At 62.0% G+C, this 25,491-nt stretch carries 21 protein-coding genes; 3 read left to right on the top strand and 18 right to left on the bottom strand.

All coding sequences use genetic code 11. The annotated features are described in order from the left end of the window. Positions 1-24 precede the first annotated feature (24 nt). The 9 genes from AC04SI_RS10370 to AC04SI_RS10330 form a co-directional block, all read right to left on the bottom strand. A complete protein-coding gene (locus AC04SI_RS10370) occupies positions 25-1,527 on the bottom strand; it encodes a lipopolysaccharide biosynthesis protein (RefSeq protein ID WP_404278315.1) in 1,503 nt (500 codons plus the stop codon). Positions 1,528-1,677: 150 nt separating this feature from the next. Further along, positions 1,678-2,556, bottom strand: coding sequence for a sulfotransferase family protein (locus AC04SI_RS10365; protein ID WP_404278313.1), 879 nt, complete (start codon positions 2,554-2,556; stop codon positions 1,678-1,680). Between the two features lie 51 nt (positions 2,557-2,607). After that, on the bottom strand, positions 2,608-3,927 hold the full coding sequence (locus AC04SI_RS10360; protein ID WP_488474191.1) for an HlyD family type I secretion periplasmic adaptor subunit: 1,320 nt from the start codon (positions 3,925-3,927) through the stop codon (positions 2,608-2,610). Positions 3,928-3,953: 26 nt separating this feature from the next. Next, positions 3,954-5,735 (bottom strand): type I secretion system permease/ATPase, encoded by a 1,782-nt coding sequence (locus AC04SI_RS10355; RefSeq protein ID WP_488474190.1) that lies wholly within the window; start codon positions 5,733-5,735, stop codon positions 3,954-3,956. A 532-nt stretch (positions 5,736-6,267) separates the two neighbouring features. Then, on the bottom strand, positions 6,268-7,494 hold the full coding sequence (locus AC04SI_RS10350) for a polysaccharide biosynthesis/export family protein (RefSeq protein ID WP_404278311.1): 1,227 nt from the start codon (positions 7,492-7,494) through the stop codon (positions 6,268-6,270). A gap of 171 nt (positions 7,495-7,665) precedes the next feature. Next, positions 7,666-8,886 (bottom strand): glycosyltransferase, encoded by a 1,221-nt coding sequence (locus tag AC04SI_RS10345; protein ID WP_488474172.1) that lies wholly within the window; start codon positions 8,884-8,886, stop codon positions 7,666-7,668. 210 nt (positions 8,887-9,096) lie between these two features. Beyond that, positions 9,097-10,674, bottom strand: a complete 1,578-nt coding sequence (locus AC04SI_RS10340; protein WP_488474171.1) for a hypothetical protein — start codon at positions 10,672-10,674, stop codon at positions 9,097-9,099. Positions 10,675-11,013: 339 nt separating this feature from the next. Further along, the gene (gene nusG / locus AC04SI_RS10335; RefSeq protein ID WP_192180640.1) at positions 11,014-11,583 is read right to left on the bottom strand and encodes a transcription termination/antitermination NusG family protein; all 570 of its coding nucleotides are present in this window, start codon (positions 11,581-11,583) and stop codon (positions 11,014-11,016) included. Positions 11,584-11,603: 20 nt separating this feature from the next. Further along, on the bottom strand, positions 11,604-13,700 hold the full coding sequence (locus AC04SI_RS10330; protein WP_488474170.1) for a GumC family protein: 2,097 nt from the start codon (positions 13,698-13,700) through the stop codon (positions 11,604-11,606). 445 nt (positions 13,701-14,145) lie between these two features. Here AC04SI_RS10330 and AC04SI_RS10325 point away from each other — a divergent pair, with 445 nt between their 5' ends. The 3 genes from AC04SI_RS10325 (at position 14,146) to AC04SI_RS10315 (ending at position 16,907) form a co-directional block, all read left to right on the top strand. Continuing rightward, a complete protein-coding gene (locus AC04SI_RS10325; RefSeq protein ID WP_404278301.1) occupies positions 14,146-14,772 on the top strand; it encodes a hypothetical protein in 627 nt (208 codons plus the stop codon). A gap of 577 nt (positions 14,773-15,349) precedes the next feature. Continuing rightward, on the top strand, positions 15,350-15,985 hold the full coding sequence (locus tag AC04SI_RS10320) for a Crp/Fnr family transcriptional regulator (RefSeq protein WP_404278299.1): 636 nt from the start codon (positions 15,350-15,352) through the stop codon (positions 15,983-15,985). A 280-nt stretch (positions 15,986-16,265) separates the two neighbouring features. Beyond that, positions 16,266-16,907 (top strand): ThuA domain-containing protein, encoded by a 642-nt coding sequence (locus tag AC04SI_RS10315; protein WP_404278297.1) that lies wholly within the window; start codon positions 16,266-16,268, stop codon positions 16,905-16,907. 50 nt (positions 16,908-16,957) lie between these two features. Here AC04SI_RS10315 and AC04SI_RS10310 read toward each other — a convergent pair whose 3' ends face one another. From AC04SI_RS10310 to AC04SI_RS10270, 9 genes are all read right to left on the bottom strand, one after another. After that, on the bottom strand, positions 16,958-18,313 hold the full coding sequence (locus AC04SI_RS10310) for a glutamine synthetase family protein (RefSeq protein ID WP_404278295.1): 1,356 nt from the start codon (positions 18,311-18,313) through the stop codon (positions 16,958-16,960). A 283-nt stretch (positions 18,314-18,596) separates the two neighbouring features. Beyond that, positions 18,597-19,295, bottom strand: coding sequence for a GntR family transcriptional regulator (locus AC04SI_RS10305; RefSeq protein ID WP_404278293.1), 699 nt, complete (start codon positions 19,293-19,295; stop codon positions 18,597-18,599). Positions 19,296-19,563: 268 nt separating this feature from the next. Continuing rightward, a complete protein-coding gene (locus AC04SI_RS10300; RefSeq protein ID WP_404278291.1) occupies positions 19,564-21,072 on the bottom strand; it encodes an aldehyde dehydrogenase family protein in 1,509 nt (502 codons plus the stop codon). 21 nt (positions 21,073-21,093) lie between these two features. Further along, positions 21,094-21,438 carry a cupin domain-containing protein gene (locus AC04SI_RS10295; protein WP_404278289.1) on the bottom strand — a complete coding sequence of 115 codons (345 nt, stop codon included), beginning with the start codon at positions 21,436-21,438 and terminating at the stop codon, positions 21,094-21,096. A 29-nt stretch (positions 21,439-21,467) separates the two neighbouring features. After that, entirely contained in the window at positions 21,468-21,809 is a 342-nt protein-coding gene (locus AC04SI_RS10290; protein WP_404278287.1) for a cupin domain-containing protein, read from the bottom strand. A 23-nt stretch (positions 21,810-21,832) separates the two neighbouring features. Then, complete coding sequence (locus AC04SI_RS10285) at positions 21,833-22,183, bottom strand: cupin domain-containing protein (RefSeq protein WP_404278285.1); 351 nt, start codon at positions 22,181-22,183, stop codon at positions 21,833-21,835. Then, positions 22,180-23,454, bottom strand: coding sequence for a glycosyltransferase (locus AC04SI_RS10280; RefSeq protein ID WP_404278283.1), 1,275 nt, complete (start codon positions 23,452-23,454; stop codon positions 22,180-22,182). The genes AC04SI_RS10285 and AC04SI_RS10280 overlap by 4 nt, the downstream gene beginning before the upstream one ends. Positions 23,455-23,466: 12 nt before the next feature. Then, positions 23,467-24,540, bottom strand: coding sequence for an ABC transporter ATP-binding protein (locus tag AC04SI_RS10275; RefSeq protein ID WP_404278281.1), 1,074 nt, complete (start codon positions 24,538-24,540; stop codon positions 23,467-23,469). Then, positions 24,537-25,328, bottom strand: coding sequence for an ABC transporter permease (locus AC04SI_RS10270; RefSeq protein WP_404278279.1), 792 nt, complete (start codon positions 25,326-25,328; stop codon positions 24,537-24,539). Before AC04SI_RS10270 ends, AC04SI_RS10275 begins: the two co-directional genes overlap by 4 nt. Between the last annotated feature and the right edge of the window lie 163 nt (positions 25,329-25,491).

Below are 25,491 nucleotides of genomic sequence, written 5' to 3'. Positions count from 1 at the left end.
GCCGTTATCAGTCTGTTTTCTTTTTCATCCCGGGCGGCGGAGCGGACGCCAAGAGGGCGCTACGGACGCGAGCAAGCGCAGCAGGGACCGCCCGTCCTGTCCAAGGAACAGCGACGGCAGGATCCAGCACAGCAGCAAGCCCCCAGCCGCCGCCAGCAATGCCGTATCGATGAGCAGGGCAAGCGCAGGCAGTTGGAGTTCGCGCAACCATTCCACGAATGCCCAGATGCCTGTTCCGAGCACGCCTGCGAGCGCAAGGCCGGGCAGGTGCGCCATGGCAAATTCCGACCACCGCATCCCGGTCACGCGGAGGCTCAACTGTGCCATGAGGATGAAGTTGACCCCGAAAGCGGCGCCGACGCCGATCGCCACCCCCTCTATGCCCCAGAATTGCCCTATGATGGACCCGACAAAGACGCCGATGGTGAAAACAGCCTGGCGCCAGGCCCGGGCGTAGACCGTGCCGGTTGCCCGAGAAACGGAATCGCTGAGCTTGTAGCTCGTGCGGAACAACATGCCGAATGCGAGGATCTGCAGTGGGCCGACAACGCCCTCCCATCCCCGTCCGAGAATGACCGCGACCAGTTCGGGCGCGACGATCGCCACGACCACGCTGGCCGGCAGGACGAGCAGTGCGCAACCCGCGACTGCGCTGCGATAGGCGCGAGCAAGCCGCGCGGGCTGCTCCTGGACCAGTGCCATGGTCGGGAACAGCACGCGATCGAGAACCTGACCGACGATGACCGCAGGCGTCGTCATGAGCTGCGACGACAGACCGTACAGGCCGAGCGCATCGGCGCCGAGCCAGCGGCCCACGACAAGCTTGTCAGCCTGGGTGGCGAGGTAGTTGAATATCCGGGCAATGGTGAAGCCGCTTCCGAAATAGAGCAGTTCGGCGATGGCGCGCCGTTCCAGCAAAGGCCGCATCGGGTGCGGCTGGCCTATGAGCAGCACCATCATGCGTGTGAATTGCTGGATCAGCACGGCCGCTACAAGCGCCCAGATGCCGAAGCCGAGCCAAGCCAGAACCGGCCCGGCAACGACGTAGCCCACCGCAAAGGCGCAGGCGTCGATGAGTGCCAGCCAACGGAACCGCAGCGCGCGCTGGGCCGAGGCCAGTGCCACCATGGAAACCCCTTGGAAAAGGAACACGAAGCAGACCGCACGCACGACCGGAGCCAGTTCGGCAAGCCGAAGGAGGCCGGCAATGGCGGGTGCCATCGCCCAGACCAGCGCGGACACAGCCAGCCCAAGGAGGCACGACAAGGTGAACCCGACCCGAAGATGCCGATCCTCCAGCACAGGGCGCTGCACGATCGCGGGGGTAATGCCAAGCCCCTGGAAGATGGCTGAAAACTTGATGACGATCAGAGCCGCGGAGTAAAGGCCGAACTCCTTGGGCGAGAGCAACCGGGCCAGGACGAGGAGGGCGACAAGCTCCGCGACCGCAAGCGCGCCCATGGAAAGGGCCGTCCAGAACATGCCCACGACACTGTGTTTTGCCAGCCCGCGCCGGATATCGCTCACGCTTCTCTCCACTCACCAAGCCAACCCAGGCGGGCGGCCATTGCATCTTTCCAGGATGCGCTCACAGAGGACAGATATCCGAACGGCGGATACCGGTGCGCCGTATGAGGCGGTTCGGCCTCGGTGCGGTCCGCCGCCCGGCGTGCCATGTTACTGAAGGGGCTGCGGGATGTCGTAGCGGTAGTACTGCATTTCGTCCCGGATCTCCGGTATTATCGCCGCCAGTTCCTTGCGGTCGAGGCGGAGCCACTTCTGCTGTCGGCCGGGATCGATCATCTCCTTGGCCGTGCGAACGATCTCGTCGGTGCAGTCCAGCCCGCAATGCTGATAGATGCGCCGCAACACCGGCTCGGGATCCTGCATCAGATCCTCATAGCGAAACGACAACACGCGGCCGTTCCCCAATCTGGCGAGATCTTCCCGGGCCTTTTGGTTGCCGCGCGCCCACTGGCGCGCGATCACCGTCAATTTTTCCTGTTCCTGCAAATCCCGATCGATTCCCTTGTAGCGGGGCCCATAGATCGGCGTGTATTTTCTCCTAAAGATCTTCTTGGCGATGAGCTGCTTTATGAAATCTTTTGCGTAATAATGAAGATGTGTCACCGGAGTAACCGCAAGCGTCCTTCGCAGCCCCTTTAAAGTCTTTGGTTTCTGCCACTTAAGCTCCATAGAGCTTATGCATGAGAAGGGGTTCCTCGTAATATATAGAAATATAGCTTCCGGAAAAATCTCGTGGACAAGCGGCACGCGCAGGACATTGGAAGGCGTATTTTCCATGACCTGCCGGCCGCCGTTACGCGACTGGTACTCGAGGAACCGATCGCGAATGTAACGAACGACCTTTTTCGTGGCGTCACTCTTGACGAATTCGTCATGGCGCCGCGCCGGATCGGCATAGAGCCATAGTGTCCTTGGCTCGTACCAGGTGACAATGTCCGGATGCAGCCCGATCAGCTTCTGCGCAATCGTGGTGCCCGACCGATAGTTGCCGATCAGAAAAATCGGAGGTTTCAGCTCTGTTGCCGTCATGACAAGTCACCCGTTCAATGCAAATGAACCAGGATTGCTCGACCCCGAACGTCATTGGTCCCTGAACGCACGCGTCATCTGGTCGGTCAAAGGCTTCATCAGGTAGGAGATCACCTTGCGGTCGCCGGTCCTTATGAACGCTTCCACCGGCATGCCAGGAATGAGCGAGACAGGGCCGAGCTTCTTCATATCCTTCGGGTCGGGCGTGATGCGTACTGCGTAGTAGGTTTCATTGGTGTGCTGGTCGCGCGTTACATCCGCTGCGATCATCGTCACCACACCTTCCGTTTCGGGCGTTGTGCGCACATTAAAGGCAGTGAAGCGGAGTTGCGCACGCTGTCCGATCAAGAGCTGGTCGATGTCCTGCGGGGCGGCCTTCACCTCGACCGTGAGGGTGTCGGTGTCGGGTACGACCAGCATGATCGGCTCCCCCGCGCCGATCACGCCGCCCACGGTGTGGATCGTCGATTGATGGACAATGCCGCTGACGGGAGCGCGAATATCGATGCGCGAAAGTTGGTCCTCCGCGGTGACTTTGCGTTCCTCGAATTCGGCGATCTTGGCCTCGACTTCGCGCAGTTCGCTTCCGGTTTCGCTGGAGAACTGCTTGTCCAGCTGCAGGATCTGAAGCTCGACTTCGGCGATGGCCCCCCTTGCCTGCGCTACGCTCGACACAAGCTGCGCCCGCTCACCCTCGATGCGTGTCGCCTCGCGTTCATATTCGGTCAGCTTCGATTTGAGGATGAGCTTCATTTCCACAAGGCTGCGGATGTCGACGAGTTCGTCGCTGATAAGCGCGATCTCCTTGGCCTTTGCCGACGCCTGGGCCGAATAGCCTTCGATCTGTTTGCGAAGCTGCTCGATGCGTTCGCGCATGCGTGCCTTGTTGCCGGACAGCTCGACCCGGCGAAGTTCGAACAGTCGTTGTTCGCTGGCCACCGTGGCCGCAATCTCAGGATCGTTCATTCGTGAGACAAGGATCGGAGCGAGCGTCATCCGTTTACTGCCGTCACGTTCCGCCTCGAGCCGGGACTTTCGCGCGTAAAGCTCGTCCAGGTTCTTTGTCACGTAGGCCAGGCTGGCACGCGGGATGGTGTCGCTAAGCTGCACCAGAATATCGCCGGCCCGCACACGGTCGCCATCGCGCACGAAGATCTTGCCGACAACACCGCCTGTCGGGTGCTGCACCTTCTTTTCGCTGCCGTCGACGATCACCGCGCCGCGCGAAATGATCGCGCCCGAAATGTTCACTGTCCCGGCCCAGACTCCCATCACGCCGACGAGCAGCGCAACGACGGTCGTCCCGCCCAGCAGATTGTGGCGAATGGATCGCCGGTTGGAAGGCAATCGGCTCAACATGGCTGCCCTCATTGCCCGTTTCCTGTATCCGGACGTTTTCAATTCGGTAGTTGCGGCGAGCTTGAAACCGGCTGCAGGCCCTCGCCATTGACCTGCGGCATAGGAAAGAGCTTGGACAGAACGCACTCTCTCGTGCCGAACATGTGCATCTGCCCCTCTTTCATCATGAGCATGTAATCCAACGTGGTGAGAATGTTCGGTCGATGCGCAACGATCGCCACGATGCCGCGGCGTGCCTTGATTCTGAGGATGGCCTCGGCAAGTGCCCTTTCGCCTTCCATGTCGAGGTTGGAGTTCGGCTCGTCGAGGACTACCAGAAAGGGGTCGCCGTAGAGCGCGCGCGCCAGGGCGATGCGCTGACGCTGCCCGGCTGAAAGCGCGGTGCCGCCCTCTCCGATCTGCGTCTCGTAACCGTTGGGAAGACCGACGATCAGGTCATGGACGCCGGCGGCACGCGCAGCGGCGACGATGGCTTCCGCGTCCGGTCCAGGATCGAAACGTGCGATGTTGGCGCCAACCGTTCCCGCGAATAGTTCGACGTCCTGCGGCAGATAGCCTATGCAGCGGCCAAGTCGCTCCGGCGACCACTGATCGAGCGCCGCGCCATCCAGCTTGATACGACCCGCCAGCGGTCGCCACGCGCCGACCAACCCGCGAACGAGGCTCGATTTGCCGGAACCGCTTGGTCCGATGATGCCGAGCACCGAGCCGGCATCCAGGCGGAATTCGACACTTTGCACGATGATCCGTTGCGTGCCCGGCGCGCCGATCGCGATGCGGTCCACCGTCAGATTGGAACTCGGCACCGGAAGCGCCATCGGCTGGGCGTCCAGGGGCAATCGGGCGAGCAGATTGCTCAGCCTGCGCCAGCTCTGGCGCGCGCCGACGAAGTTCCGCCAATGGGCGATGGCAAGATCGACAGGGGCAAGCGCACGGCCGGCAAGGATGGAGCCGGCGATGATGATGCCGGCCGTTGCCTCGCCCTCGATGACCAGCCAGGCGCCCACACCCAGCATTGCCGACTGGAGCATCAGCCGCAAGGCGCGGGCGAAGCTGCCGAAGCCGCCCACGATGTCGCTGACACGCTGCTGCTGTGCCAGATATTCCCGGCTCGCTTCCCTCCAATGGTCATGCAGGCGCTTTCCCATGCCCATTGCCGCAAGCACCTCTGCGTTGCGGCGACTGGCCTCGGCGCAGCTGTTGCGCCGCACGCCGGTCAGAACCGCGGCGCCCATCGGTTTGCGCGTGAAGATCTCGGTTGCGGCCGTCAGGGTCACCAGCACGATTGCGCCGCAAGTGGCCGTGATCCCGAGGATCGGATGGAAGCTCCAGATGATTGCCAGATAAAAGGGCAGCCACGGCAATTCGAACAGCGCGCTGGGCCCGGGGCTCGACAGAAATGTGCGGATGCTGTCGAGATCTCGCTGCGGCTGCAGCCCGTCGCCCTGCGGGCCAAGGAACAAGGGCAGCCTGGACACGGCGGTGAACACGCGTCCTCCGACGGCTTCGTCCACTTCGGCGCCGATCCGGGTCATGATGCGGCCGCGCACGAGGTCGATGACCGCCTGCCCGATAAACAGGGCGCCTGCCAATATCGCCATCCCTACCAGGGTCGGAACGCTGCGGCTCGGCAGCACCCGGTCATAGACTTGCAGCATGAATATCGCACCGGTCAGCATGAGGATATTGCTCACGCCACTGAACACCGCGACGCCCGCGAGCGCTCCCTTGCAGGAGCGCAGCGCGCAGGCCAGTTCCGAACCGGGCGCCGGCTGGATGCCCCCGGCAGAGGATTGAGCGCCTGTGTTCGCCAACACGATCGGCAAAGCGCCCCTCCGCTTCCGCCCTGCCTTGTAGGCAGCCACCACCAGTAGCCCCAGAACTGCGGCCGTCAGCCAAACCGGGAGAGCGTCCAGTGAGCTCCCATCGGCAAAGTGGACCCAGTCAGGCAGTCGATCGGCCAAAGGCCGCGTCGGCGATGTCAGTCCCTCGAAATCAACAAGGCGCGGCAGAAACCCAATTCCGGCGAGCACAAGAGCGAGGAGGAGGACTATACCGGCAATGCGCGACCGGACGGTGGGACGGCGGCGACGCGGCGCGCGACGTAGCGTCGTCTTTCGGCGCGCCGGCGGCCGGAGAAGGCCGAGCGGCCTTTGTGCCGGTTCAACGGGGGCAATCGCCCGGCGGAGATAGCTCCCCAGGACTGTCAGTGCTGCGCCGAAGACCACGATCAAAGTTCCTGAGATGAAAGTCGTACCCACTTAGAGCGGTTCAGCTTCGATAGAATCGCCGATGCGCTCTAACTCTTTGTTTTTACGCAATTCCGGCCCGAGGGTTCCGCATTTGAGGCCGCTACTGCCCGGTGGTCAAAGCGTCGGGTGCGTAGAACCCTTTGTTGGCCACGATGGAGACCTCGATGACGTCGCCTGCTCTTACTTCGGTATTTTCGTCGGCGACGAGGTCGTGGGCGATTTTCTGCTCGCGCCTGAAGATCGAAATCTTCACGGAGCCTTGCAGGTCGTCGAAGGTCCGCTGTTCGCCATAGGTAAAGATAAAGAGAAGCTTGTCGGCGACGTACCTTATCTGGCTTTGAGTCTTTCCAAGCTCGACCTGCGTGTCCTGGGTCTGCGCGATCAACTCCATTTCATAACTTTGATGCTTTTTTCGAAGCTCGCTTTCCGAGTTCAGTATCGCCTGCCGCACCTGCTCCTGCTGAAGCTCGGTCTGCGCAAGTTCCGCGCGATAGCTGGTGTGGGCTCTTTCGGCCGTCATGACATTCGAATTCGTTATCAGGCCTTTTTCCCGCAGCGACCGGGCAGACTTCAGTTCCTCGAGTTGAAGGTTCGCGGTCTTCTCCCGCTCATTTCGCGAGGTGGCAATCATTTTCGCTTCCTTCCTCGCCCGATCCAACGAGGCCTCGAGATAGGAAACGTCGTCCCGATACGCGGCAAGCCGCGCGTCCAACTGGGCTTGTTCGGACGCGACGATGTCGGCAATCAAATGTCCGGCGAACTCGACCGGCGGATCCGGTGGGGCAACGAAAGACTTGTCCTGTCGAGTTTCCGCCTCGAGCCGGGCGAGCCGAACCTTGAGGCGATATTCTTCAATCGCCAGATTTGCGCGCGCGCTGCGCAGATCGGCTATTTGCAGGGCCGGTTCCATGTTTCCCACGGTGGTAGCCCGAAAGCCGCCTGCGATGGCGAGCGCATGGCGAACCGTTATTCCCGGTTGAAAAGGGTACGATCCGGGATGGGCCACCGTTCCGGAAATGAAGAACGGCCGGTACTGGCCGATCTCCACTTTCACGAAGGGCTCGAGGATGAGCTTCTGCTGCTGAAATGCGCGCTGAATGGCCTGCGAGAGGGCAACGGTGGTGAGGCCGCGCGCCTGGACATCACCCAACAAGGGAAGCGATATGGAGCCCCGATCATCGACCACGACGTCGAGCGGATAGGATGCCTCGCCGATAACCGAAACGCGCAGGATGTCACCGCTGTCGAACGTATATCCGTCCGCGCGGGACGCATCCGCGGCGAGCAGTACAAAGGCTATGGCGAGGCCACCAATCATCGCGAGCATGCTGCTGACCGCAGGTTCAAGCCTGGGAAATAGTCGTCGGCTCCAATTCTTCGCTGGCAAAGGCCTGGATGGAAGTTGTTGCTCAGCACGCAAACGCATCGTTCGTACTCCGGTTGTCCTGCCTGCCGTCAGAATCAGTTCGTTGGCTCCGTTCGGGGAGCGGAAGGTCCATCAAAATCCGTGAAGCCCCAAGGTCTGCTTGGCCAGCCCGTCGCCAATGCGGACGTCGTTCGGCCTGGCGGGTGAAAGGACTGACTCCAGCACGGACTGATAGATCAGCTCGACCCTTTCGCACATGGACTCCAGCCCCCAGGACGAAAGGTCGGTGAGCTTCGCGCCATCAGCCAGCCGAGCGCGATAGTGTTCGTTCTCGAGAAGATCGGCGACCGCCGCCGCCGCGGCGCCTACGTCCTCCGCAGGCGTCACGATGCCGTTCACGCCATGCTTCACGACCTCTTCCACTCCGGGCAGATGCGAGACCACGCTGGCCCGGCCGCCCGCCAGGTATTGCATCATGACGCGCGGCAATCCTTCTCGCATCGACGTCAGCACGCACACGTCGGCCAGGCTGATCAGCCGTTCGGGCTCGCGGTGATGGCCGATCATGCGAACCCTGTTTGCGAACGGGGATCGTTGGATCGCCGATTCGACAGCGGATCGCGCCGGTCCCTCGCCAGCGAGGAGCAGCCGCACGTTCGGAATTCGGTCGACCACTTGCCCGAATGCTTCAATGAACTCGACGTGGCGTTTTCTCGGTTCCAGTGCGGCCAGCACCAGGACCACGGGCGGCTTTGGCTCACCGATGGCCGTTCCCAGGAGCAGATGCGGTTCTTGCGGCCATTGCGCGTTGGCGAAGCGCGCCAGGTCGAAGCCGGAGTGGACGACATGGTGCTGATCGGGGCTGCCCAAATGATTGGCGATGCAGATGTCGCGCATCGCCTGGCTGACATCGATGAAAGCGCGCGTGAAGTTCGCCGCCAGGCGCTCGGCAGCCAGGAACATCAACCTCTGCGCACTGCCCACATGCACGAAAGGCAGAATGTGCACGCCATGGATGATGCCTGGGATATTGGCTTCCCTGGCAGCAAGGCGGCCGACGATGCCGGCTTTGCTTTGGTGCGTATGCACGATGTCAGGCCGCCAATCGCGCATGAGGCGCGTGAGTTGCCTGAATGCAGAGATGTCGCGGGATGGTGAAATCGGGTTCAGGAGCCGTTCCAGGGTCACCATCCGAAGGGCTCCGGCTACGGACGCCCGCAAACTCGGGTCGTATTCCTCACCGTGAACCAGCATCACCTCGTGGCCGTGCCGCGCCTGGGCGAGACAACAGGCCAATGTGTTCTCTTCGGAACCTGCCCGAAGCAGTCGGGTGAGCACATGAACGATCTTCATTTGCCTATACCTCTGGGGACGTGAAATCCGGCGGACGGTGCATTCGGGCAGGAGATCGGCGCAGCGGTCGGGACGTTGGGGACTTCTCTCGGCGCCTGTCCCGCGCATGGCCGGGATCGCCCGGCCGTGAGGGCGTTCGTCATGGCAAGGCTGCTCGCTTGCGTCTGCCGTGGTGGTGGATGTCGGCGGTTGTGCCGCCCGCGCTGTCTCTTACAGAGACAGCCAGATATGCCTGAACAGTTCCCGGTTGACCGTCTCTAGGCTGGCACTCGCGTCAACGGTCCGGATGTCTTTGTCCCGGGTCCGCAGCTCCGCCATCAGCGACAGCCGCGCATCGAACGCTTCCTTCCTGATCTCTCCCGGCTTCCGCTGCTCGGAGACGGCAAAATCGGAAACCAGGTGCAAAATGAGGTGCGGCCGGCATTCCTCCATCTTTTGATAGAGTTTCTGCTCGAGCCGGGCGAGAGCCGACAAGCCCGGGATGGAGAACAGGTGCTCGGGGATGGTTGGCCCGTCCAGATATCCCCTGCGCAGCGTCTGCGGCCACCTGTCACTAACGACGATCATGCCGCGTGTTGCCCATCGATGTGCACGCTTCACAACTGCGTATCGCTCAAACGCAATCAGGACCGCCCACAATGCCAACCCGGTCGCGACAACGCCTCCCTTGGCCCAACTTCGGCGGATGGAATCGTTGCCATCCTGGACTAGGGACTTCAGGCTGCGTCTATGAGGTAAAATCAGGCTCTGCAGCCGCTTGCGAAGCCACCATCCGCGGCCATCGCCGGTTCCGACATAGGCCTGCGCACACCCGAATTTCCATCGAAATGTCTGGGTCAGCCGATCGACCTGAGTGCTCTTGCCCACCCCATCAGGACCGATTACCGCCACAACAAGCCCGCCAGCCACCGGCCGTCTCTTCGGTGGAAGGCGGCCGGGCATCAGGCGCTGAAGCAGCCTCAGGGCGAGATATGAGGTCTTGCGGACCAGATGAACCGCAGCATCGGCGACTGCATAATGCCCTGTGAAACCAGACATTGCCCGGATCGAACGACGCAGTCTGGCAAGATCGCCATAATCAGCGACCAGATCGTCGCCGCTTTTCCGGAACCTGCAGATCGCCGTCCTTCCGCCGCCAAAGGTGTATTCCACGACATGCAAGCTTTGCTCGCCGGGCAGCGGTGGCTCGCTGGGCAGCAATGGCAGGCGTGCAAGCTGGTCCTTCCAGCGATCGGGCAGGGTGATCCACCGGCTCCACGGGAAGGCCCGAGCCCGGAAGGCGAAACGGGCAATCGCTATTCGGATCTCGTCTTCAGGAGAGACGACGGGAACCGATACGTCCTCCACACAAATAGACTCCCATCGTGCGATCGTCGCATAGTCGAACGCCAGATAGCGCTTACGAAACTCCCGACCGACCCGGACACCGATATGCGTGTCGAGATGCAGGTACCGGCCGCGCGAAAAGTCGGGTATGAACCAGTCCTCCCGGCCGGCACAGACATTGTCGTAGCAGGAGAGGCTCACGCCGCGGCGACCCTGCATCCGGCTGACGATCGAGCAGAAGACCGGGTAGTCGTGCTTGTCCAAAAGGACATCCAGATCGTCCCGGCCAGCAAGTGCGTCCTGCACCGATGCGAGATCCTGAACGATCCCGTATTTCAGGCCGGCCGCATTCAGCGCTCGAAAAAGTTCGGCGGCGATCGGCAGTGCCGGTTCCGTTTCGAAGGGGCGAAAAGGAGCATTTCCGTCAGTCTGCGTTGGCTCTGTATCGGCTTCGCTGTCCACAACGGCTTTCCGCCGCCAGGCGAAGTCTTGCCACGACCCCGCGCCAGGCGCCCCGGCAGGTGCTGGAACATGCGCGTCCGGCGCCAACGCTTCTGCCAGCATCCTTGCCTTGGCCTCAGGGGACCAGCGACGATATTGTTGCGGCTGCAGGCCATCCCTAAGCTCTCCGGGGCCCGCGGGGTGACAGCTTCCTGGTTTGGACTTGCGTGAAGGTTTCAAGGGCTTGGAACTCGTATTGCACGCTACCGCACTGAGGGTGAATTGTGCGCCAACTCAACACTCCCTCGCCGCATAGTTTCGGCGTCACATTGCGAAAAAACCAACTAGAAAAACACAAGCTCAATTTTGAGAGACGATCGATATGTTGTCTCTATCAATGGTAATCGGAATTGAACGGTTCATAATATCGAGAAGAATTCTAACGGCTCCGGCTCTTCCAACGTAATCAAGCACGCCGAGCTGGTCCGAGAACGGTCCGTCGGTGATCCGAATTCTTTGCCCCGGCCTCAGCAGCACATCCGGATGCAAGATTCCGTCGTCATCGGTCGCCGATATCAGGGACTCAACGACGCCATACGGCGCCGGTGTCGGCACGCCATGACTCATGACGAGCTTTCGAACGCCAACGGTGGAGTTGATCGGGTACCAACTTTGCTGATCGACAGCCAGGGAGACAAACAGGTAGCAATCAAAGTACGCGCTGCAAACGGTCTTGACGCTACGAGCGTGCCGCACAGTCCGCTTGCGCTTGGGCAGGTAGGTTCGGAAGTTCTGCGACAGAAGGTGCCGCTCGGCCAGGCTCTCGGAATGCTGATGTGTCTGGACCACGCACCAACGCGCAGCCTTGCCGTCGCGGCTGTCTCTTGTCGGTTCCAGGAGCGGATCATAATGTAAGTCGGATTGCAGCATTGTGAATTCTTCTTTTTCTCTTAGTTGAGGTAGTAACTGTCCGAGACACTGCTTTCGAGCGACGTGTAGCGGCCGTATCTTGGCAGCTTTGGTTCGTCCACCATTGTCAGGGCAATGCCGGCGATCTTGGAACGGCCGCCAAGACTTCGAATTCCCTCGGCAGCGGCCTCGCGTGAGGTGTCACGCCACTTCACGACAAAGACGACCTTGTCGACGTACGGCGCCAGGATCGAGGCATCGGCCGCGGGGCCTACAGGCGGTGCGTCGATTATCACCGTGTCGAACTTTCCGCGGAGTTCATCGAGGAGCGAGCGCATTCGCGCCGAAGCCAGAAGGGCAGGTGGGTTCCGCGTCCTGGCGCCGGCAGGCAGCAGATGGATTCCCGAACGTTCGTCCCGATGAATTGCGTTAGCGGCCTTCATCGGCAAAGTCAGAAGGTCAACCAATCCGACCTTATCCCCCATGCCAAAGAAGGCCGTGGCTGCTGAAAGCCGCAAGTCTGCATCGATCACCAGGACCCGGTCGCCGTCGGCGGCTGCGGAGCAGGCCAGACTTAGCACCAGAGTTGTCTTTCCTTCGCCGGGCATCGCCGAAGTCACCAGCATGAGGCGCGGCGAACGCCCCGCCCCAGGCGTTGCCTCCATGCCCAGGCGAAGCCGTCGTACGGCTTCGCTGTATCTGGATAGCGGCCGGCGCTCGAGATAAGCCACCGGTTGAGATTGGGAATTGGCGTCTCCCGACCAGCCCGACATTCTCGGCACGGACGCAAGAACCGGAACGGCCAGCTCTTCCTCTATCTGTTTCTTTGCCATGAAGCCGGAAGCGAAAAGTTCACGAAGAACGGCGCCGGAGCCGCCAAAGAAGACACCGAGGACCAGACCCAAGGCCGCAAAGAGGGGCCTGTTCGGGAAACTTGGCGCATCCGGAATTTCCGCGTCCGTGATGACGCGTACGCCGCTGTTGAGGAGGGTGGATTTTTCCTCGGCGAGCTTGGCGCGAGACAGGAACGTCCCAAAGAGCTCCTTGTTGGCGTCGGCAATCCTCTGCAGGTCGCGCAACTGGACGCCAACCTGACCTTCAACTTCGGACTTGTCGGATACCGACGCCAGGGCTCGCGAGAGCGAAGCTTCGCGAGCCTCGGCGGCGTCGACTTCATTCTTTAGATTGCCGATGAGGCGCTGGACCTCGGCGGAAATCTGTCCCTCGATGTCCCGGCGCTCCGCCTGGGCAGCCAGCACGTCCGGATGCCGTTCGCCATACTTCAACAGAAGGTCGGTTTCCCGCCGCGCCACCACGGATTGCTGAGCTCGAAGTGCGCTGACGACAACGGACTGCAATACGTCAGGTATGGTCTGGATATCGCCGCCACCACTCAGTAATTTGTCAACCAGCTGATATTTTGTTTTTTTCTCCGACAGTTCCGCGCGCGCATTGATCAGGGCGACATTCAATTCAGACAGCTGCTGGTCGGTCAGGCTGCCCGATTGTGTCGACAATAGATTGTGATCGATCCGGAATTTCTGGACGGCTTGTTCCGACCGGCTGAGCTCTTCCCGCAGATACGCGGCCCGCTCACTGAGCCATGTGGACGCTTTCTTGGCGCCCTCGTAACGGGACTTTACCCGGTCAACGACATAGGCCTGGGCAATTGCATTGGCGAGGGATGCCGATTTGTCCGGATCGTAGGAGGTCACGGAAAGCTCGATGACGTCGGCAAGTCCGACGCGCGAGACTCCCAGCGCACCCTTGAGCCAATCCAACGCCGCTGGCCCGATGTTGGGATCTTCCGTCAGCTTTTCGCCATCGACGACCTTCTGCAGAAGGGAAGTAGACCTCAGCACCGCAATCTGGCTTTCGATGAATGTTGAATTGTCCGAAAAGTCGGATTTTGAGTAATCCTGTGGAGTGACATAATCGTTCGGCGCGTCGAGTAAGACTTCCGCAGCTGCCGTGTACGATGGTGGGATCTTATAGGCAGCAACCAGGAATATAGCAAAGGTGATCGCTGCAGTCGCACAGACAAACTTCCAGCGCCGGACAAGGAAATCAAGAATCTCCCTGACGTCGAGCGGCATCAATTGCCGGGTCATGATCGGATTGTCAGTCGGGCTAGGCATTTCCGAATCCTTGCGACGAACAACAGAACTCCTACCCCTTCAGCGCCGGCTGAATGGCTCGCACTTCAAGATCCTTCGGGCAGCTAGCTGCTAAGCGCACTCACGCGCATGAAACGGTAGGGGTTCTCGCCCCGCCATCTGGCATGTCCAAATCGCTCTCTTCCGCCCGTTGACCGATCACGCAACCGGTCAATCGAAACCATATCAGCTTCGCGGACAGCCTCGCCATTACCATTAATGAGTAGTAACTCGGCTAAAGGTCGATCTGGTCTACCCGATAGTCTTCCGGAGGGCTTGAGGGCGTCGCCCAGGCACCTTTCCGAGTTCATCCGGGAGGTCTACAACTACACTGGCGTCATCAAGGGGCGCGAAGGCGAAGCGTGCGCCCTCCGGCGACGCGAAAGCGGCGGATATCCTCATTTGTCTCGGCGACCCTGGGGTTGATATGGACACGTATGGCGAAATCGGTTTGCAGTTTGTGGATTGGGTGGCGAACAGATCAGGAGCCATCCTGGTGTTGCTGGCAAGCTTGCCGCTGGCGCTTCTTCTGAAGGAGGGCCGGATGCTGAGCTACAGTGCCCTTGTCGTGTTTGTCGGGGCTGTCGCAGTGATCTTGTTCAGCTTCGAAGGCCCTGCAGGAGCAGTCCTCGTCGTTCTCGCGAATACTTTCTTGGTTTTGGTTGCCCTGCTTTTCACCCGAAGGCGGTTGACGCAGATCGAAGACAGGCTGGCATCGGTCATCTCGGCAGTCGGCGACCTGGAGACTGCCGAGGAAAGGCGACAAACCTTCAACGCGAAACGTCCCTCGAATTCGCGACTTTTCCTGCGCCGGAAACCAGCAGCCGCAACAAAGGAACAGATCGTTTCGGCCGGCGCTACGGAAAGTCTTGGAAGAGAGAGAGAGTTGCTCTCCGGTGCATCTTTGCAAGAATTGCGATCGCCCGATCTTTTGCCAGGCTCTGCGGTTCCAGTGTCGGCTCGACCAGCAGGTCGCAATGCCACATTCAGGGGATATTCCAAGAAAGCTGTGCTTGAGCTGGACCATCCCGCCGGCGATGGTTCGAGCCAGTAGGCGACCGCAAAGGCCGTCTTGATGGTTAAGCCGAGGGCCGAAGGATAAGTCCATTCGGTGGCGGGACCATCTGTTCGTTGGTTTGCCACAGGTGACCAGCAGGCACACTTGCCGATGGAATGGGGTACAGCGCTTAGAGCGGTTCTGCGTTTCGCGGAAACGCAGAACCGCTCTATCGCTCTGTTTTCACGCAGTTCCGGACGGAAACCGCTACGCACTTTTCCTGGAATTGCTCTAAGCTGAGCAAGCCTTTGCGGCCGGTGCGGCTGTGCCCGTTTGCTCGAATGCTGGCACCGCGCGGCGATGTTTCTCCAAGACCCACGGTGGTCCTCCCAGGCCAACTTTGGCCCCGCCTGCCCGCTCCAACCTCACAGGGTGGTAGGACCCTAGCCAAAGGTGGTAGACTGCGGCCCCACCTGGATGAAATCATTGATGGCACTTTCGGAGTATTTGATTTAGATTTGCAGCTTCAGGTTGACCTGTGGCTGGGTTATTTCGGGGTGAGATGAGCTTTTCGAAGCAGATTCTTGGATTCGGGCTGAGACCTACACTTGCTGAAGCAAGTTGGGAAAGGGGCGTGTCTGAGTTGCCGGGAGCCGTGCGCCGTTCCTATACGGCCAACACGACGATCGCGCGTGAATATCAGGCCAGATCGGCAATCCTGATCATAACGTCCGGGTGGGCGGCATTTGCCAAGACGCTGCCGGATGGCTCACGCCTGATCGTCGATTTTGCGCTTCCTCACGAAATTGCCTTGATCGAATTCGCCGGCGAAGTCAGCGAGACGGTAACGGCCCTGTCGGACGTAACCGCGATCGAGCTGGCCGGTCCTGTCCATTCTTGTTTTTCGCGCTTTCCGCAGCCCTTTTGCGAGGCTGTGCTGCAGGCCGAGACAAGTCGATATTCCAGGGTTGCGGAACATCTGGCTGGAGTCAGTCGGAGAGGAGCCATCGAGCGCACGGCCCATCTTCTTCTCGAACTGGCCTGCCGCGCACATCGGTCGGCAACGACTTATCCTGCCCGCTTTGTTTGCCCGTTGACCCAGGCCGAATTGGCCGACGCGCTGGGTCTTTCGGCTGTGCATGTGAGCCGCGTCATGAAGGCATTGCGAGAGGCCGGCCTGGCTTCATTCCGCAACGGCGTGGTCGAGCTGCATGACCATGCAGGGCTTATCGAAACAGCCGGATTTGATCGGTCTTATATCTCGATCTGACGTCCAGGCAACTTTGCAGGACCGGCCGACGTTCCATCGATCGTGAATCGAAGAGATACCGGCTTCGGCTCGGCCTGAGCATCCAGTTTCCGCAGCACTCCCGCGATGCACGCATCACATGCCCGGTAGCCTCCAGGGGCTGGGTTTTTTTGTGTTTGAAGATTCGCCCGGGTAGAGCCAGCTTGTCCAAGCGGCGGGGCTGTCGCCCGAATCACGATCCGGCGGCTTATGTTTGGCAACCCTGGTTTATACCTCGGGCAAACCATTGACGGAGATGACTATGCGGCAAGCGCTGATCGTATGGGGCGGCTGGGAGGGACACGAGCCGGAACAAGGGGCGCGTGCCGTCAAGGCGCTGCTCGAGGAGGAGGGCTTTGGCGTGCGCGTCGAGACTACGACCGCTGCATTCGCCGACCCGGCGCTCGCCGAACTGAGCCTGATCGTGCCGATCTACACCATGTCCAAGCTCAGCAAGGACGAGGAGCGCAATTTGGCGAAGGCGGTGGAGGGCGGCGTCGGCCTCGGCGGCTACCATGGCGGCATGGGTGACGCGTTCCGCGAATCGACGGACTACCAGTTCATGTGCGGCGGCCAGTGGGTCGCACATCCCGGCAACATGATCGACTACCGGGTGAACGTCACCAGGCGCGACGATCCGATCATGAGCGGTATCGACGATTTTTCGTACCGCTCGGAGCAGTACTACATGCATGTCGATCCCGCGAACGAGGTGCTGGCGACCACCACTTTTTCCGGCGACCATGCGCCCTGGATCGACGGTGTCGTCATGCCGGTCGTCTGGAAGCGCCGGCATGGCCAGGGCAAGGTCTTCTATTCGTCGCTCGGGCACGCGGCCGCGGAATTCGAGGTGCCGCAAATGCGGACCATTCTTCGCCGCGGCCTGGCGTGGGCGGCGCGCTGACGGAGTTGGCGCCCCGGCCGAGGTCCTCGGCCGGGAGTGCTGACCGTTGATCAAACGCTTTCGAGATAGGTCTCGAGTTCGAAATCGCTGACATTGAGCGCGAAGGTGTTCAGTTCCTGGCGTTTGCAGGCGACGAAGGAGTCGCGCAGGATCGCCGGGAAGATCTCCGCGACATGCGGCCCGCTTTCGAAACTGGCGATGGCCGAGGCCCAGTCCGGCGGCAGCCTGGCCGGCTGGCCGCCTTGCCCTTCGCCACGGGTCGGGTCGCCCGGCGACAGTTCTCTTTCGATGCCGATGAGTGCGGCGCCGAGGATGGCTGCCAGGACCAGATAGGGATTGGCGTCGGCGCCCGAAACGCGATGCTCGATGCGGCGCGCAGCCGACGGTCCGCCGGGAATGCGGATCGCCACCATGCGGTTCTCGTAACCCCAGGCAACCGCGGTCGGAGCGTAGGACCGCGGGCGCAGCCGGCGGTAGGAATTGAAGTGCGGCGCAAACACCAGCGTGCTCTCGGCCATGGCCGCAAGCAGACCGCCGACGGCATGGCGCATGATCTCGGAGCCCTGGTCGCTGCCGTCGTCGAAGACGTTGCGGCCGTCGGTGTCGACCAGGCTGAAATGGACATGAAAGCCGTTGCCGGCACGGTCGCCATACGGCTTGGCCATGAAGCAGGCGGCAAAGCCATGCTTGCGGGCAATGCCCTTGACGGTGCGCTTGAACAGCACGGCATCGTCGGCGGCGCGCAGGGCATCGGCGACATGGTTCAGATTGATCTCGAACTGGCCGACGCCGTTCTCGGCGATCGCCGTGTCGACGGGGATGCCTTGCATGCGGCAGGCATCATAGACGTCGTGGATGAAGGCCTCGAAGTCGTCGATCTCGTCGATCGACAGTGCCGCGTCGGAATCGAGACGGCGCCCGGTCACCGGCGAGACCGGCCCGACCGGGCGCTGCGATTGCGGGTCGACCAGGTAGAATTCGAGTTCGGTAGCGGCGACCGGCGTCAGGCCGAGCGCCCTGTAGCGGTCGAGGATGCGGGCCAGCGCCCGCCGCGGGTCGCCCAGATAGGGCGCGCCGTTCTCGTCGGCAAGCCAGAGCGGGACAAGGGCTGTCGGATGCGCGGTCCAGTTGACGGGCAAGATGCCGCGTCCGGTCCACTGGCAGAGGCCATCGGCATCGCCGGTCGAGAAAACCAGTGCGTTGCCTTCGATGTCTTCGCCCCAGACGTCGAGCCCGATCAGCGAAAAGGGCATGCGCAGCTTGCCCTCAAGCGCCTTGCGCGCCTGCTCGACGGGGATGCGCTTGCCGCGCATGATGCCGTTGAGATCGCACACCGCGGCTCTCAGGCTCTGGATGTCGTTTCTGCTTTCAAGCCAGTTCAGAACGTCCGCAATTGCATCGCCCAATTTCCAACCTCTTGGTTTTTGAAGGTGCCGTAGCCTGGAGCCACGATATCCCTGTTAAAAATAGCTCGTGAGTTTCTGAAGGCCGCCTCGGCCTTTGCCGACGGCGTTTCCTTCATTTTTTCAATTCGCTAGCCGGGATATCGGGGGGCATCTCAAAACCAATTGTGCGATCTGCGATCGCAACATAGAGGTAAGCTGGGGCAAAGCCAAGCAGCATTTGAGCCGCCGGTTCCGCGAAGCGGAGGTCAATCAGTGGGTAGGTTTCTCCGGCCTGGATCCCTTTCTAGTTCCGAATTTTCGGAAATCTGGCCTGCTGCAGGATATGCGCCGCGCCCTCGTCGATGTCGCGCACGATGGCAGCGCGTGCGCGCTCCGCGTCCTGGGCCTCGATCGCCGCCACGGCCTCCTCGTGGTAGTCGATGTCGAGAATGGAGGCGAGGTCGTCCTCGAACCCCATGCCGAGGTTCCTGAGAAAGGGGCCGACCTGCATCCAGACCGTCTCGATCAGGAAGATCATCTGCTCGTTGCCGCAGTGGCGGTAGATGGAGAACTTGAAGGCGTAGTTCTTGCGCAGATAGTCGTCGATATCCCCCTTGCGCGCCGCCATGGTCAGTTCGGCGCAGTGGCGTCGGATGGCCCGCAAATTGTTGCCGTTGATGAGCCTTGTCGCCAGCTCGGTCGCCGAGCCTTCCAGGATCGTTCGCACGGCGGTCAGCTGGGAGAACCGCTCGGCCGAGATAATCGGCACCTCGACGCTGCCGTTCGGCATCGGGCTTAGCGCGCGCAGCGCCTGCAGGCGCATGAAGGCGCTGCGCACCGGCATGTCGCTGGTGCCGAGCTCCTTGGCGAGCTTGCGCGAGGTCAGCTTCTGGCCAGGCACAAACTGACCCGACATCAAGGCCCGCACGAGTTCCAGATAGACTTTCTCATGCAGGGGGACGGTGTCGACGGCGGTCAATCCGAATTGTGTCTTGTCGGCCATTGGCGATGCGCTACTTCATTCGTTCTGAAATCTACGCAGCTGGCTTGTCTTTGCCGCTAGGATATTGAGCCGAACGCGGCGCGGGGCCGAAGCCGGCGATTTTTCAATCACACGATAGACGGTTCAGCCGCGATGCCGCAAGCCGCGTGATCGCCGCGCCCCCAGTTGCGGTCGGCATGAGTGCACCGGTCGACAGCCGCAGATAGTATAGTCAGTGTTCCCGTGCGGACGACGAAGGCTCCCGCATGGCAGCCGTTGCCGCGCAGCCTCAAACGTGCTTGCGGCCGCCGGTGTCGCGGAACCAGCTGTCGGGATAGGGATACCACCAGCCCTGGATCGCGGGCTTGTGGTCGATGATGACCATCTTCGAGCGGCGGAAGGCATCGAGCCCCTGACGGCCGAGCTCGCGGCCGAGGCCTGATGCCTTCCAGCCGCCGAAGGGCAATGCGTCATTGTCGATCAGCGGGTTGTTGACCCAGACCATGCCGGCCTCGAGCCGTTCGGCCGCCTCATGCGCTTCGGCGAGGTCGGTGGTGAACACCGAGGCGCCGAGCCCGAACGGGCTGTCATTGGCGAGGCTGATCGCCTCGTCGAAATTCTTCACCCGGCAGATCGTGGCGACCGGCCCGAAACACTCTTCGCGCACGATCGCCATGTCCGGAGTAACGCCGGTCAGGATGGTTGGCTCGTAGAACCAGCCGATATTGTGCGCCGGCGGTATGCGCCCGCCGGTTACCGCTTTGGCGCCGCTGCGGATGGCATCATCGACCAACCGCATGACCTTCGCCCGCGCCGCCTCGCTGACCATCGGCCCGATCTCGCTCTTGTCCAGCCCGTTGCCGATGCGCAGCGCGCGAGTCCTTTCGGCGAACAGCTCGACGAAGCGGTCATGGACGGCATCGACGACGAAGAAGCGCTCGGCCGAGGTGCAGACCTGGCCGGTGAGATGGAAGGCGGCGGTGACGCTGCCGGCGGCCGCCACGTCCAGCGGGGCGTGCTCGCTGATGATCAACGGATCGCTGCCGCCTGCCTCGATGACGCAGGGCTTCATGCGCTCGGCGCAGGCCACCGCGACGGCTTTGCCCGCGGCGACCGAGCCAGTGAAGGCGACGGCATGCGTGCGGTCGGAAGCGATCAGCGCCTGTGCGGTAGCGGCTCCACCGGGCAGGCAGGAGACCAGGCCCTCGGGCAGCGAGCGGAACACGGTCATGTAGTCGAGCGTCGAGAGCGTCGTCGGTTCGGCCGGCTTGATGACGCAGGCATTGCCGGCGGCAAGCGAGGCAGCGACCGTCCAGCACATCAGCAGGATCGGAAAATTGTAGGGCATGATGTGCACGGAGACGCCGTAGGGTTCGTAGCGTGCATATTGGAACGAACCTGCCTGCGTCGTGCCGGCGACCTTGCCGGCGTCGTCTCGCGCCATCTCGGCATAGTAGCGGAAGATCGGCGCGCAATTGGCGATCTCGCCGATGGCTTCGGGATAGGGCTTGCCCATCTCGCGCACCATCAGTTCGGCGCACCGGGTAAAATCCGCTGCCTCGATGGCGTTGGCGACGGCATGCAGATGTTTTGCGCGGCTCTTGGCGTCGAGCTTTTTCCACGCGGCTTGCGCTTGCGTCGCTGCGCTGAGCGCGGCGTCGATCTCGCTGTCGGTCGCGGCAGCGATGGAGCCGACGGTTTCCAGCGTCGCCGGATCGATCACTGGTTTGTTTGCGCCGGCCAGCGGCCGGTAATCCGGATTGACGAAGAAAGCCGGCCGGTCGGATGAGAACTCCATGGAACAATCCTCCCGATCCGCTCAGCGGATCATGTAGACTTTCTTGATCGTCTCATGGACGGTGCAGACGCCCTTCCAGTCCTGCGGGAAGAACGCTGCCGTATCGGGCTCGATCTCGATCACCTCGCCGGATTCATGGACATAAGTGCAGCGGCCTTCGAGGAAGTGACAGAACTCGTCGCGGGCGACGTGGCAGTGCCACTTGCCCGGCGTGCACACCCACAGCCCGCATTCGGAGCGGCCTTCCGGCCCCTTATACAGCAGCTTGCCCGAAGTGCGGGATTCGCCTTCGATCATCGTCGGGATGACGCCCCAATCGACGAGGTCGGTGATGGCGAGCGGGGATTGCATGATCGGCGTTGTCATTTCGATGTCCTTGAAAGGGCCTGATGCGCTCAGCGGCACATGAAGGCCTTGGTCAGCGTTTCCGTTATTTCGGAGGTGCCGGTCCAGCCGGCGGGGAAGAACACCAGCGTCCCGGCCTCGACCGGGATCCGCTCGCCGTTCTCGTGGATGTAGCTGCCGCGCCCGGAGAGGAAATGGCAGAACTCGTCGGCAGCGAAGGTGATGTTGCGCGTGCCGGGCGTGCATGACCACAGGCCGCATTCGCTCGACCCATCCGGGTACTGGAACAGGATCTTGCCCGAGGCGCGCGGCGAGCCGGCGATTGGCGATGCGCTTGCGCCCCAGTCGTCCAGCGCTACCGAGGCGGCGTTCGGCCAGTGCGGTGTCGGCATGTCGTGATGCTCTCCGTTGCTGTTCAGGCCAGCATGTAGACGTTGCGCATGGCCTCATGCACGGTGCATTCGCCTGTCCAGCCGGCAGGGAACATGACTACGGTTCCCGCGGAGACTTCTATCACTTCACCGACATCCGATCTGTAGGTGGCGCGGCCGGCAACGAAATGGCACAGTTCATCGCGCGGGATCGCCAGCCGCCAGCGGCCTGGCGTGCAGATCCAGATGCCGGCTTCCGGCTGGTTGTTCGGCCCTTTGTGAACCAGCCTGCCGGTGGAGTGCGACGCGCCGTCTAGGGCGTCGGGCTGCGCGCCCCAGTCGACGAGGTCGGTGCGGGTCGAGGCTTGATGGAGATGGGGTGCGGAGGAGGTCATAGCAGTTTCTCCAGCAGCGCGGCCGCCTTCTCCGGGCCGTTCTGCGACTGCATCTGCGCCGAGGTCTTCGCCAGCTTGGCCTTCATCGCCGGATCGGTCAGGCAGGTCTCGATCTTCGCGACCAGTTCGGTGTCGCTCCAGTCGTAGCGCGGCATGCCAAAGCCGCAGCCGATCTCGCCGACGCGGGTGGCGTTGTCGTGGCCGTCCCAGACATAGGGCATGATGATGGCCGGCTTGCCGAAATAGAGGCACTCGGTGAACGAGTTGTTGCCGCCATGGTGGATCACGGCATCGACTTGCGGGATCACCGAAGGCTGCGGGAACCAGCTCTCTACGATGACGTTGCCGGGCACGTCCGTGTACTGGTCCTTGTAACCGCCGACATTGACCAGCGCGCGATAGCGCGTCTTGCCCAGCGCCGCGATGATGCGCTTCAAGAGATCGACATCGCCGGCGCCGAGGCTGCCGAAGGAGACGTAGAGCAGCGGCCCGTCGTTGTTCCTGGCGAAGGTTGGCACCGTGTAGGGCCTTTCCTGCCGCACGCAGCCTTCGAGATACTGGAATTTTGCCCGGTCGAGCGGATGGCGGCGCTTGAACTTCGCTGCTTCGGGGTAGAGCAGCAGGTTGAGATAGGGCGAGGCCTCGAAGAACTGGCCGATTGGATAGGACGCCTCATTGTTGGCAGCGAGGAAGGCGTTGAAGTCGTCATGGATCGGCTTGATCACCGCGTTGAAATGATCGCGATAGCGTTGATGCCCGGCATGGTCGTTCTCGCCGCAGCCGGAGAGGTGCGGCGGGATGTCCTCGTCCTCGATCTCGTTTTCCGAGCAGGAGATGACGCGCACCCACGGCTTGCCGTACTGCTTTATCGCCGGGAACAGGATGACGTTGTCGACGCAGATCACGTCCGGCTTGATGGTCGAGAGAACGCTCGGCAGGTCCTTCTGCGCCCATTTGGCGCTGTCGACGATCGCCGTCCAGCAATCCTTCACATAGTTGTCGACCTGGTCGTAGGGCGATTTGCGGAAGTTCGGGATATGGCCGTTGATGAAGTCCTCCCAGAACTTGGCCATCTGCTCCGGCGGCATTGGTTCGGAGAGGTTCACTGGATGCGCCTCGAAACCGTAGCCTTTGTAGACGTCGACGAAGCCGGGGTCCGACAGGAACACCGCCTTGTGGCCGCGCGCCTCGACCGCCTGCGCGATGCCGACGGAATTGAGCGCCGGGCCAAAGGCCGCCTCGGGGAAAAACGCGATCGTCTTCTGCGCCATCAAGCTTCTCCTTCAATCTGTGAAAATTCTGACGTCGGCGGCGTCCCAGCCGAGTTCGATCTTGTCACCCGCCGACACCGGCCGGCGGTCGGCGGCATCGGCAGTGACCCGCACCAGGAACGGTTTTGGCGACAAAGCGGTGCGGACATGCAACTGCAGGTCGAGCCCCTGATAGGCCAGCGCCTCGACCGTGCCGGTGGTGCGGTTGGCGGTCTCCGGCGACGGGAACAGCCGGATGCGTTCGGGCCGCACCGAAGCGACAGCGGATGCACCAGGCGAAAGTGTTGCGGGGACCTTGCCCGTGACCCGCGAACCATTGGCCGCCAGCACGCCGTCGGCGGTGGCCTTGCCCGGCACGAAATTCATCACGCCGATGAAGTCGGCGACGAAGCGATCCGCCGGGTGCTCGTACACCGCGTGCGGCGTGTCGCATTGCAGCAGCTTGCCATCTTTCAGCACCGCCATGCGATCGGCCATGACCAGCGATTCCTCCTGGTCATGGGTGACGATGACGAAGGTGATGCCGACCTCGTGCTGCAGGCGCTTCAGCTCCAGCTGCATGGCGCCGCGCAACTTCTTGTCGAGCGCGCCGAGCGGCTCGTCGAGCAACAGCAGCCGAGGCCGCTTGACCAGCGCGCGGGCTAGCGCGACGCGCTGCTTCTGGCCGCCCGACAATTGTTCCGGCTTGCGGTCGGCGAAGGGGACAAGCTCGGTTGTCGCCAGTATGGCATCGACGCGGGAGCGGATTTCGGTAGCCGGCAGCCGCTCCATTTCCAGGCCGTAGGAGACATTGGCCCTGACGCTCATATGCGGAAACAGCGCATAGGACTGGAACATCAGATTGACCGGCCGCTTGTTGGGCGGGATCCGGGCGATGTCGCGTCCGTCGAGCAGTATGCGCCCGTCATTGGGCGTCTCGAAGCCGGCCAGCATGCGCAGCAGCGTGGTCTTGCCGCAGCCCGAGGGTCCGAGCAGAGCGAAGAATTCGTTCTCGCGGATGTCGAGCGAAATGCCGTCAACGGCCCTCACCCGGCCGAAATTCTTCGACACACGATCGATCGCCAGCAGGGTGCGCGGTTCGCTCATTGGCCGATCACCCCGCGATTGAGCCGCTGCGACAGGGTCAGCGCGGTGACGCTGACCGCCATGACGATGGTCGCCAGTGCGTTGATCTCCGGCGTGATGCCGAAGCGGATCATCGCGTAGATCTGCATTGGCAATGTGGTCGAGGCGCGTCCTGCGCCGGCAGTGAAGAAGGCGATGATGAATTCGTCGACCGAAAGCGTGAAGGCGAGCAGCGCGCCGGCGATTACCGCCGGCAGGATGACCGGCAATGTCACCCGCCTGAAGGTGGTGAGCGCGGAGGCGCCGAGATCGGCCGAGGCCTCGACGATCGACCAGTCAAAACTCTTCAGCCGGGCGCGCACCACCGAGCAGACGAAGGCGAGATTGAAGACGACATGGGCAAGGATGATGGTGTGCAGGCCCATGGTGAGGTTGAGCATGGAGAAAAAGGAGAGCAGCGCGATCGCCAGCACGATGTCGGGGATGATCATCGGCGCGAAGATCAGAGCCTCGAGGCCCCTGCCATATTGCCGGCGCATCTCGACGCCGATGGCCAGCAGCGTGCCGAGCAGCGTGGCGATGACGGTCGAGACCAGCGCCACGATCAGCGTGTTGAGGGCAGCCTGCAGGATCGCCGCATTGCCGGCCAGCGACGCATACCATTTCAGCGAAAAGCCCGACCAAGCCGTCGGCAGTCCGCCTGCGTTGAAGGAGAGCGCGACCAGCACGGCGATCGGGATGTAGAGGAAGGCGAAGACGAGGACGAGGATCGACCGCATGCCGAGGGTGCGGGCAAAGGATTGGGTCATCGCCGCCCTCCGATGATTGAGAGGCAAGCAGGCGTCCAGCGTCCTTCTCCCCGTTCACGGGGAGAAGATGCCGGCAGGCAGATGAGGGGCAGCGCCCGACATTGCAGGAGCTGGCGCCGCCCCTCATCCGCCCCTTCGGGGCACCTTCTCCCCGTGAACGGGG

This window comes from Mesorhizobium sp. CNPSo 4689 (assembly GCF_057784325.1).
Note: the sequence above shows the minus strand (reverse complement) of the source record. Positions and strands in the feature narration are given on the sequence as shown.

What these genes read in the sequence shown, in the direction of transcription:
- AC04SI_RS10300 (WP_404278291.1), bottom strand. Translation starts at nt 21,072, where the DNA reads ATGGAGTTCTCATCCGACCGGCCGGCTTTCTTCGTCAATCCGGATTAC.
- AC04SI_RS10295 (WP_404278289.1), bottom strand. Translation starts at nt 21,438, where the DNA reads ATGACAACGCCGATCATGCAATCCCCGCTCGCCATCACCGACCTCGTC.
- AC04SI_RS10360 (WP_488474191.1), bottom strand. Translation starts at nt 3,927, where the DNA reads ATGAGGGCAGCCATGTTGAGCCGATTGCCTTCCAACCGGCGATCCATT.
- nusG (WP_192180640.1), bottom strand. Translation starts at nt 11,583, where the DNA reads ATGCTGCAATCCGACTTACATTATGATCCGCTCCTGGAACCGACAAGA.
- AC04SI_RS10270 (WP_404278279.1), bottom strand. Translation starts at nt 25,328, where the DNA reads ATGACCCAATCCTTTGCCCGCACCCTCGGCATGCGGTCGATCCTCGTC.
- AC04SI_RS10285 (WP_404278285.1), bottom strand. Translation starts at nt 22,183, where the DNA reads ATGACCTCCTCCGCACCCCATCTCCATCAAGCCTCGACCCGCACCGAC.
- AC04SI_RS10325 (WP_404278301.1), top strand. Translation starts at nt 14,146, where the DNA reads ATGGACACGTATGGCGAAATCGGTTTGCAGTTTGTGGATTGGGTGGCG.
- AC04SI_RS10305 (WP_404278293.1), bottom strand. Translation starts at nt 19,295, where the DNA reads ATGGCCGACAAGACACAATTCGGATTGACCGCCGTCGACACCGTCCCC.
- AC04SI_RS10365 (WP_404278313.1), bottom strand. Translation starts at nt 2,556, where the DNA reads ATGACGGCAACAGAGCTGAAACCTCCGATTTTTCTGATCGGCAACTAT.
- AC04SI_RS10350 (WP_404278311.1), bottom strand. Translation starts at nt 7,494, where the DNA reads ATGCTCGCGATGATTGGTGGCCTCGCCATAGCCTTTGTACTGCTCGCC.
- AC04SI_RS10290 (WP_404278287.1), bottom strand. Translation starts at nt 21,809, where the DNA reads ATGCCGACACCGCACTGGCCGAACGCCGCCTCGGTAGCGCTGGACGAC.
- AC04SI_RS10330 (WP_488474170.1), bottom strand. Translation starts at nt 13,700, where the DNA reads ATGCCTAGCCCGACTGACAATCCGATCATGACCCGGCAATTGATGCCG.
- AC04SI_RS10280 (WP_404278283.1), bottom strand. Translation starts at nt 23,454, where the DNA reads ATGGCGCAGAAGACGATCGCGTTTTTCCCCGAGGCGGCCTTTGGCCCG.
- AC04SI_RS10315 (WP_404278297.1), top strand. Translation starts at nt 16,266, where the DNA reads ATGCGGCAAGCGCTGATCGTATGGGGCGGCTGGGAGGGACACGAGCCG.
- AC04SI_RS10275 (WP_404278281.1), bottom strand. Translation starts at nt 24,540, where the DNA reads ATGAGCGAACCGCGCACCCTGCTGGCGATCGATCGTGTGTCGAAGAAT.
- AC04SI_RS10345 (WP_488474172.1), bottom strand. Translation starts at nt 8,886, where the DNA reads ATGAAGATCGTTCATGTGCTCACCCGACTGCTTCGGGCAGGTTCCGAA.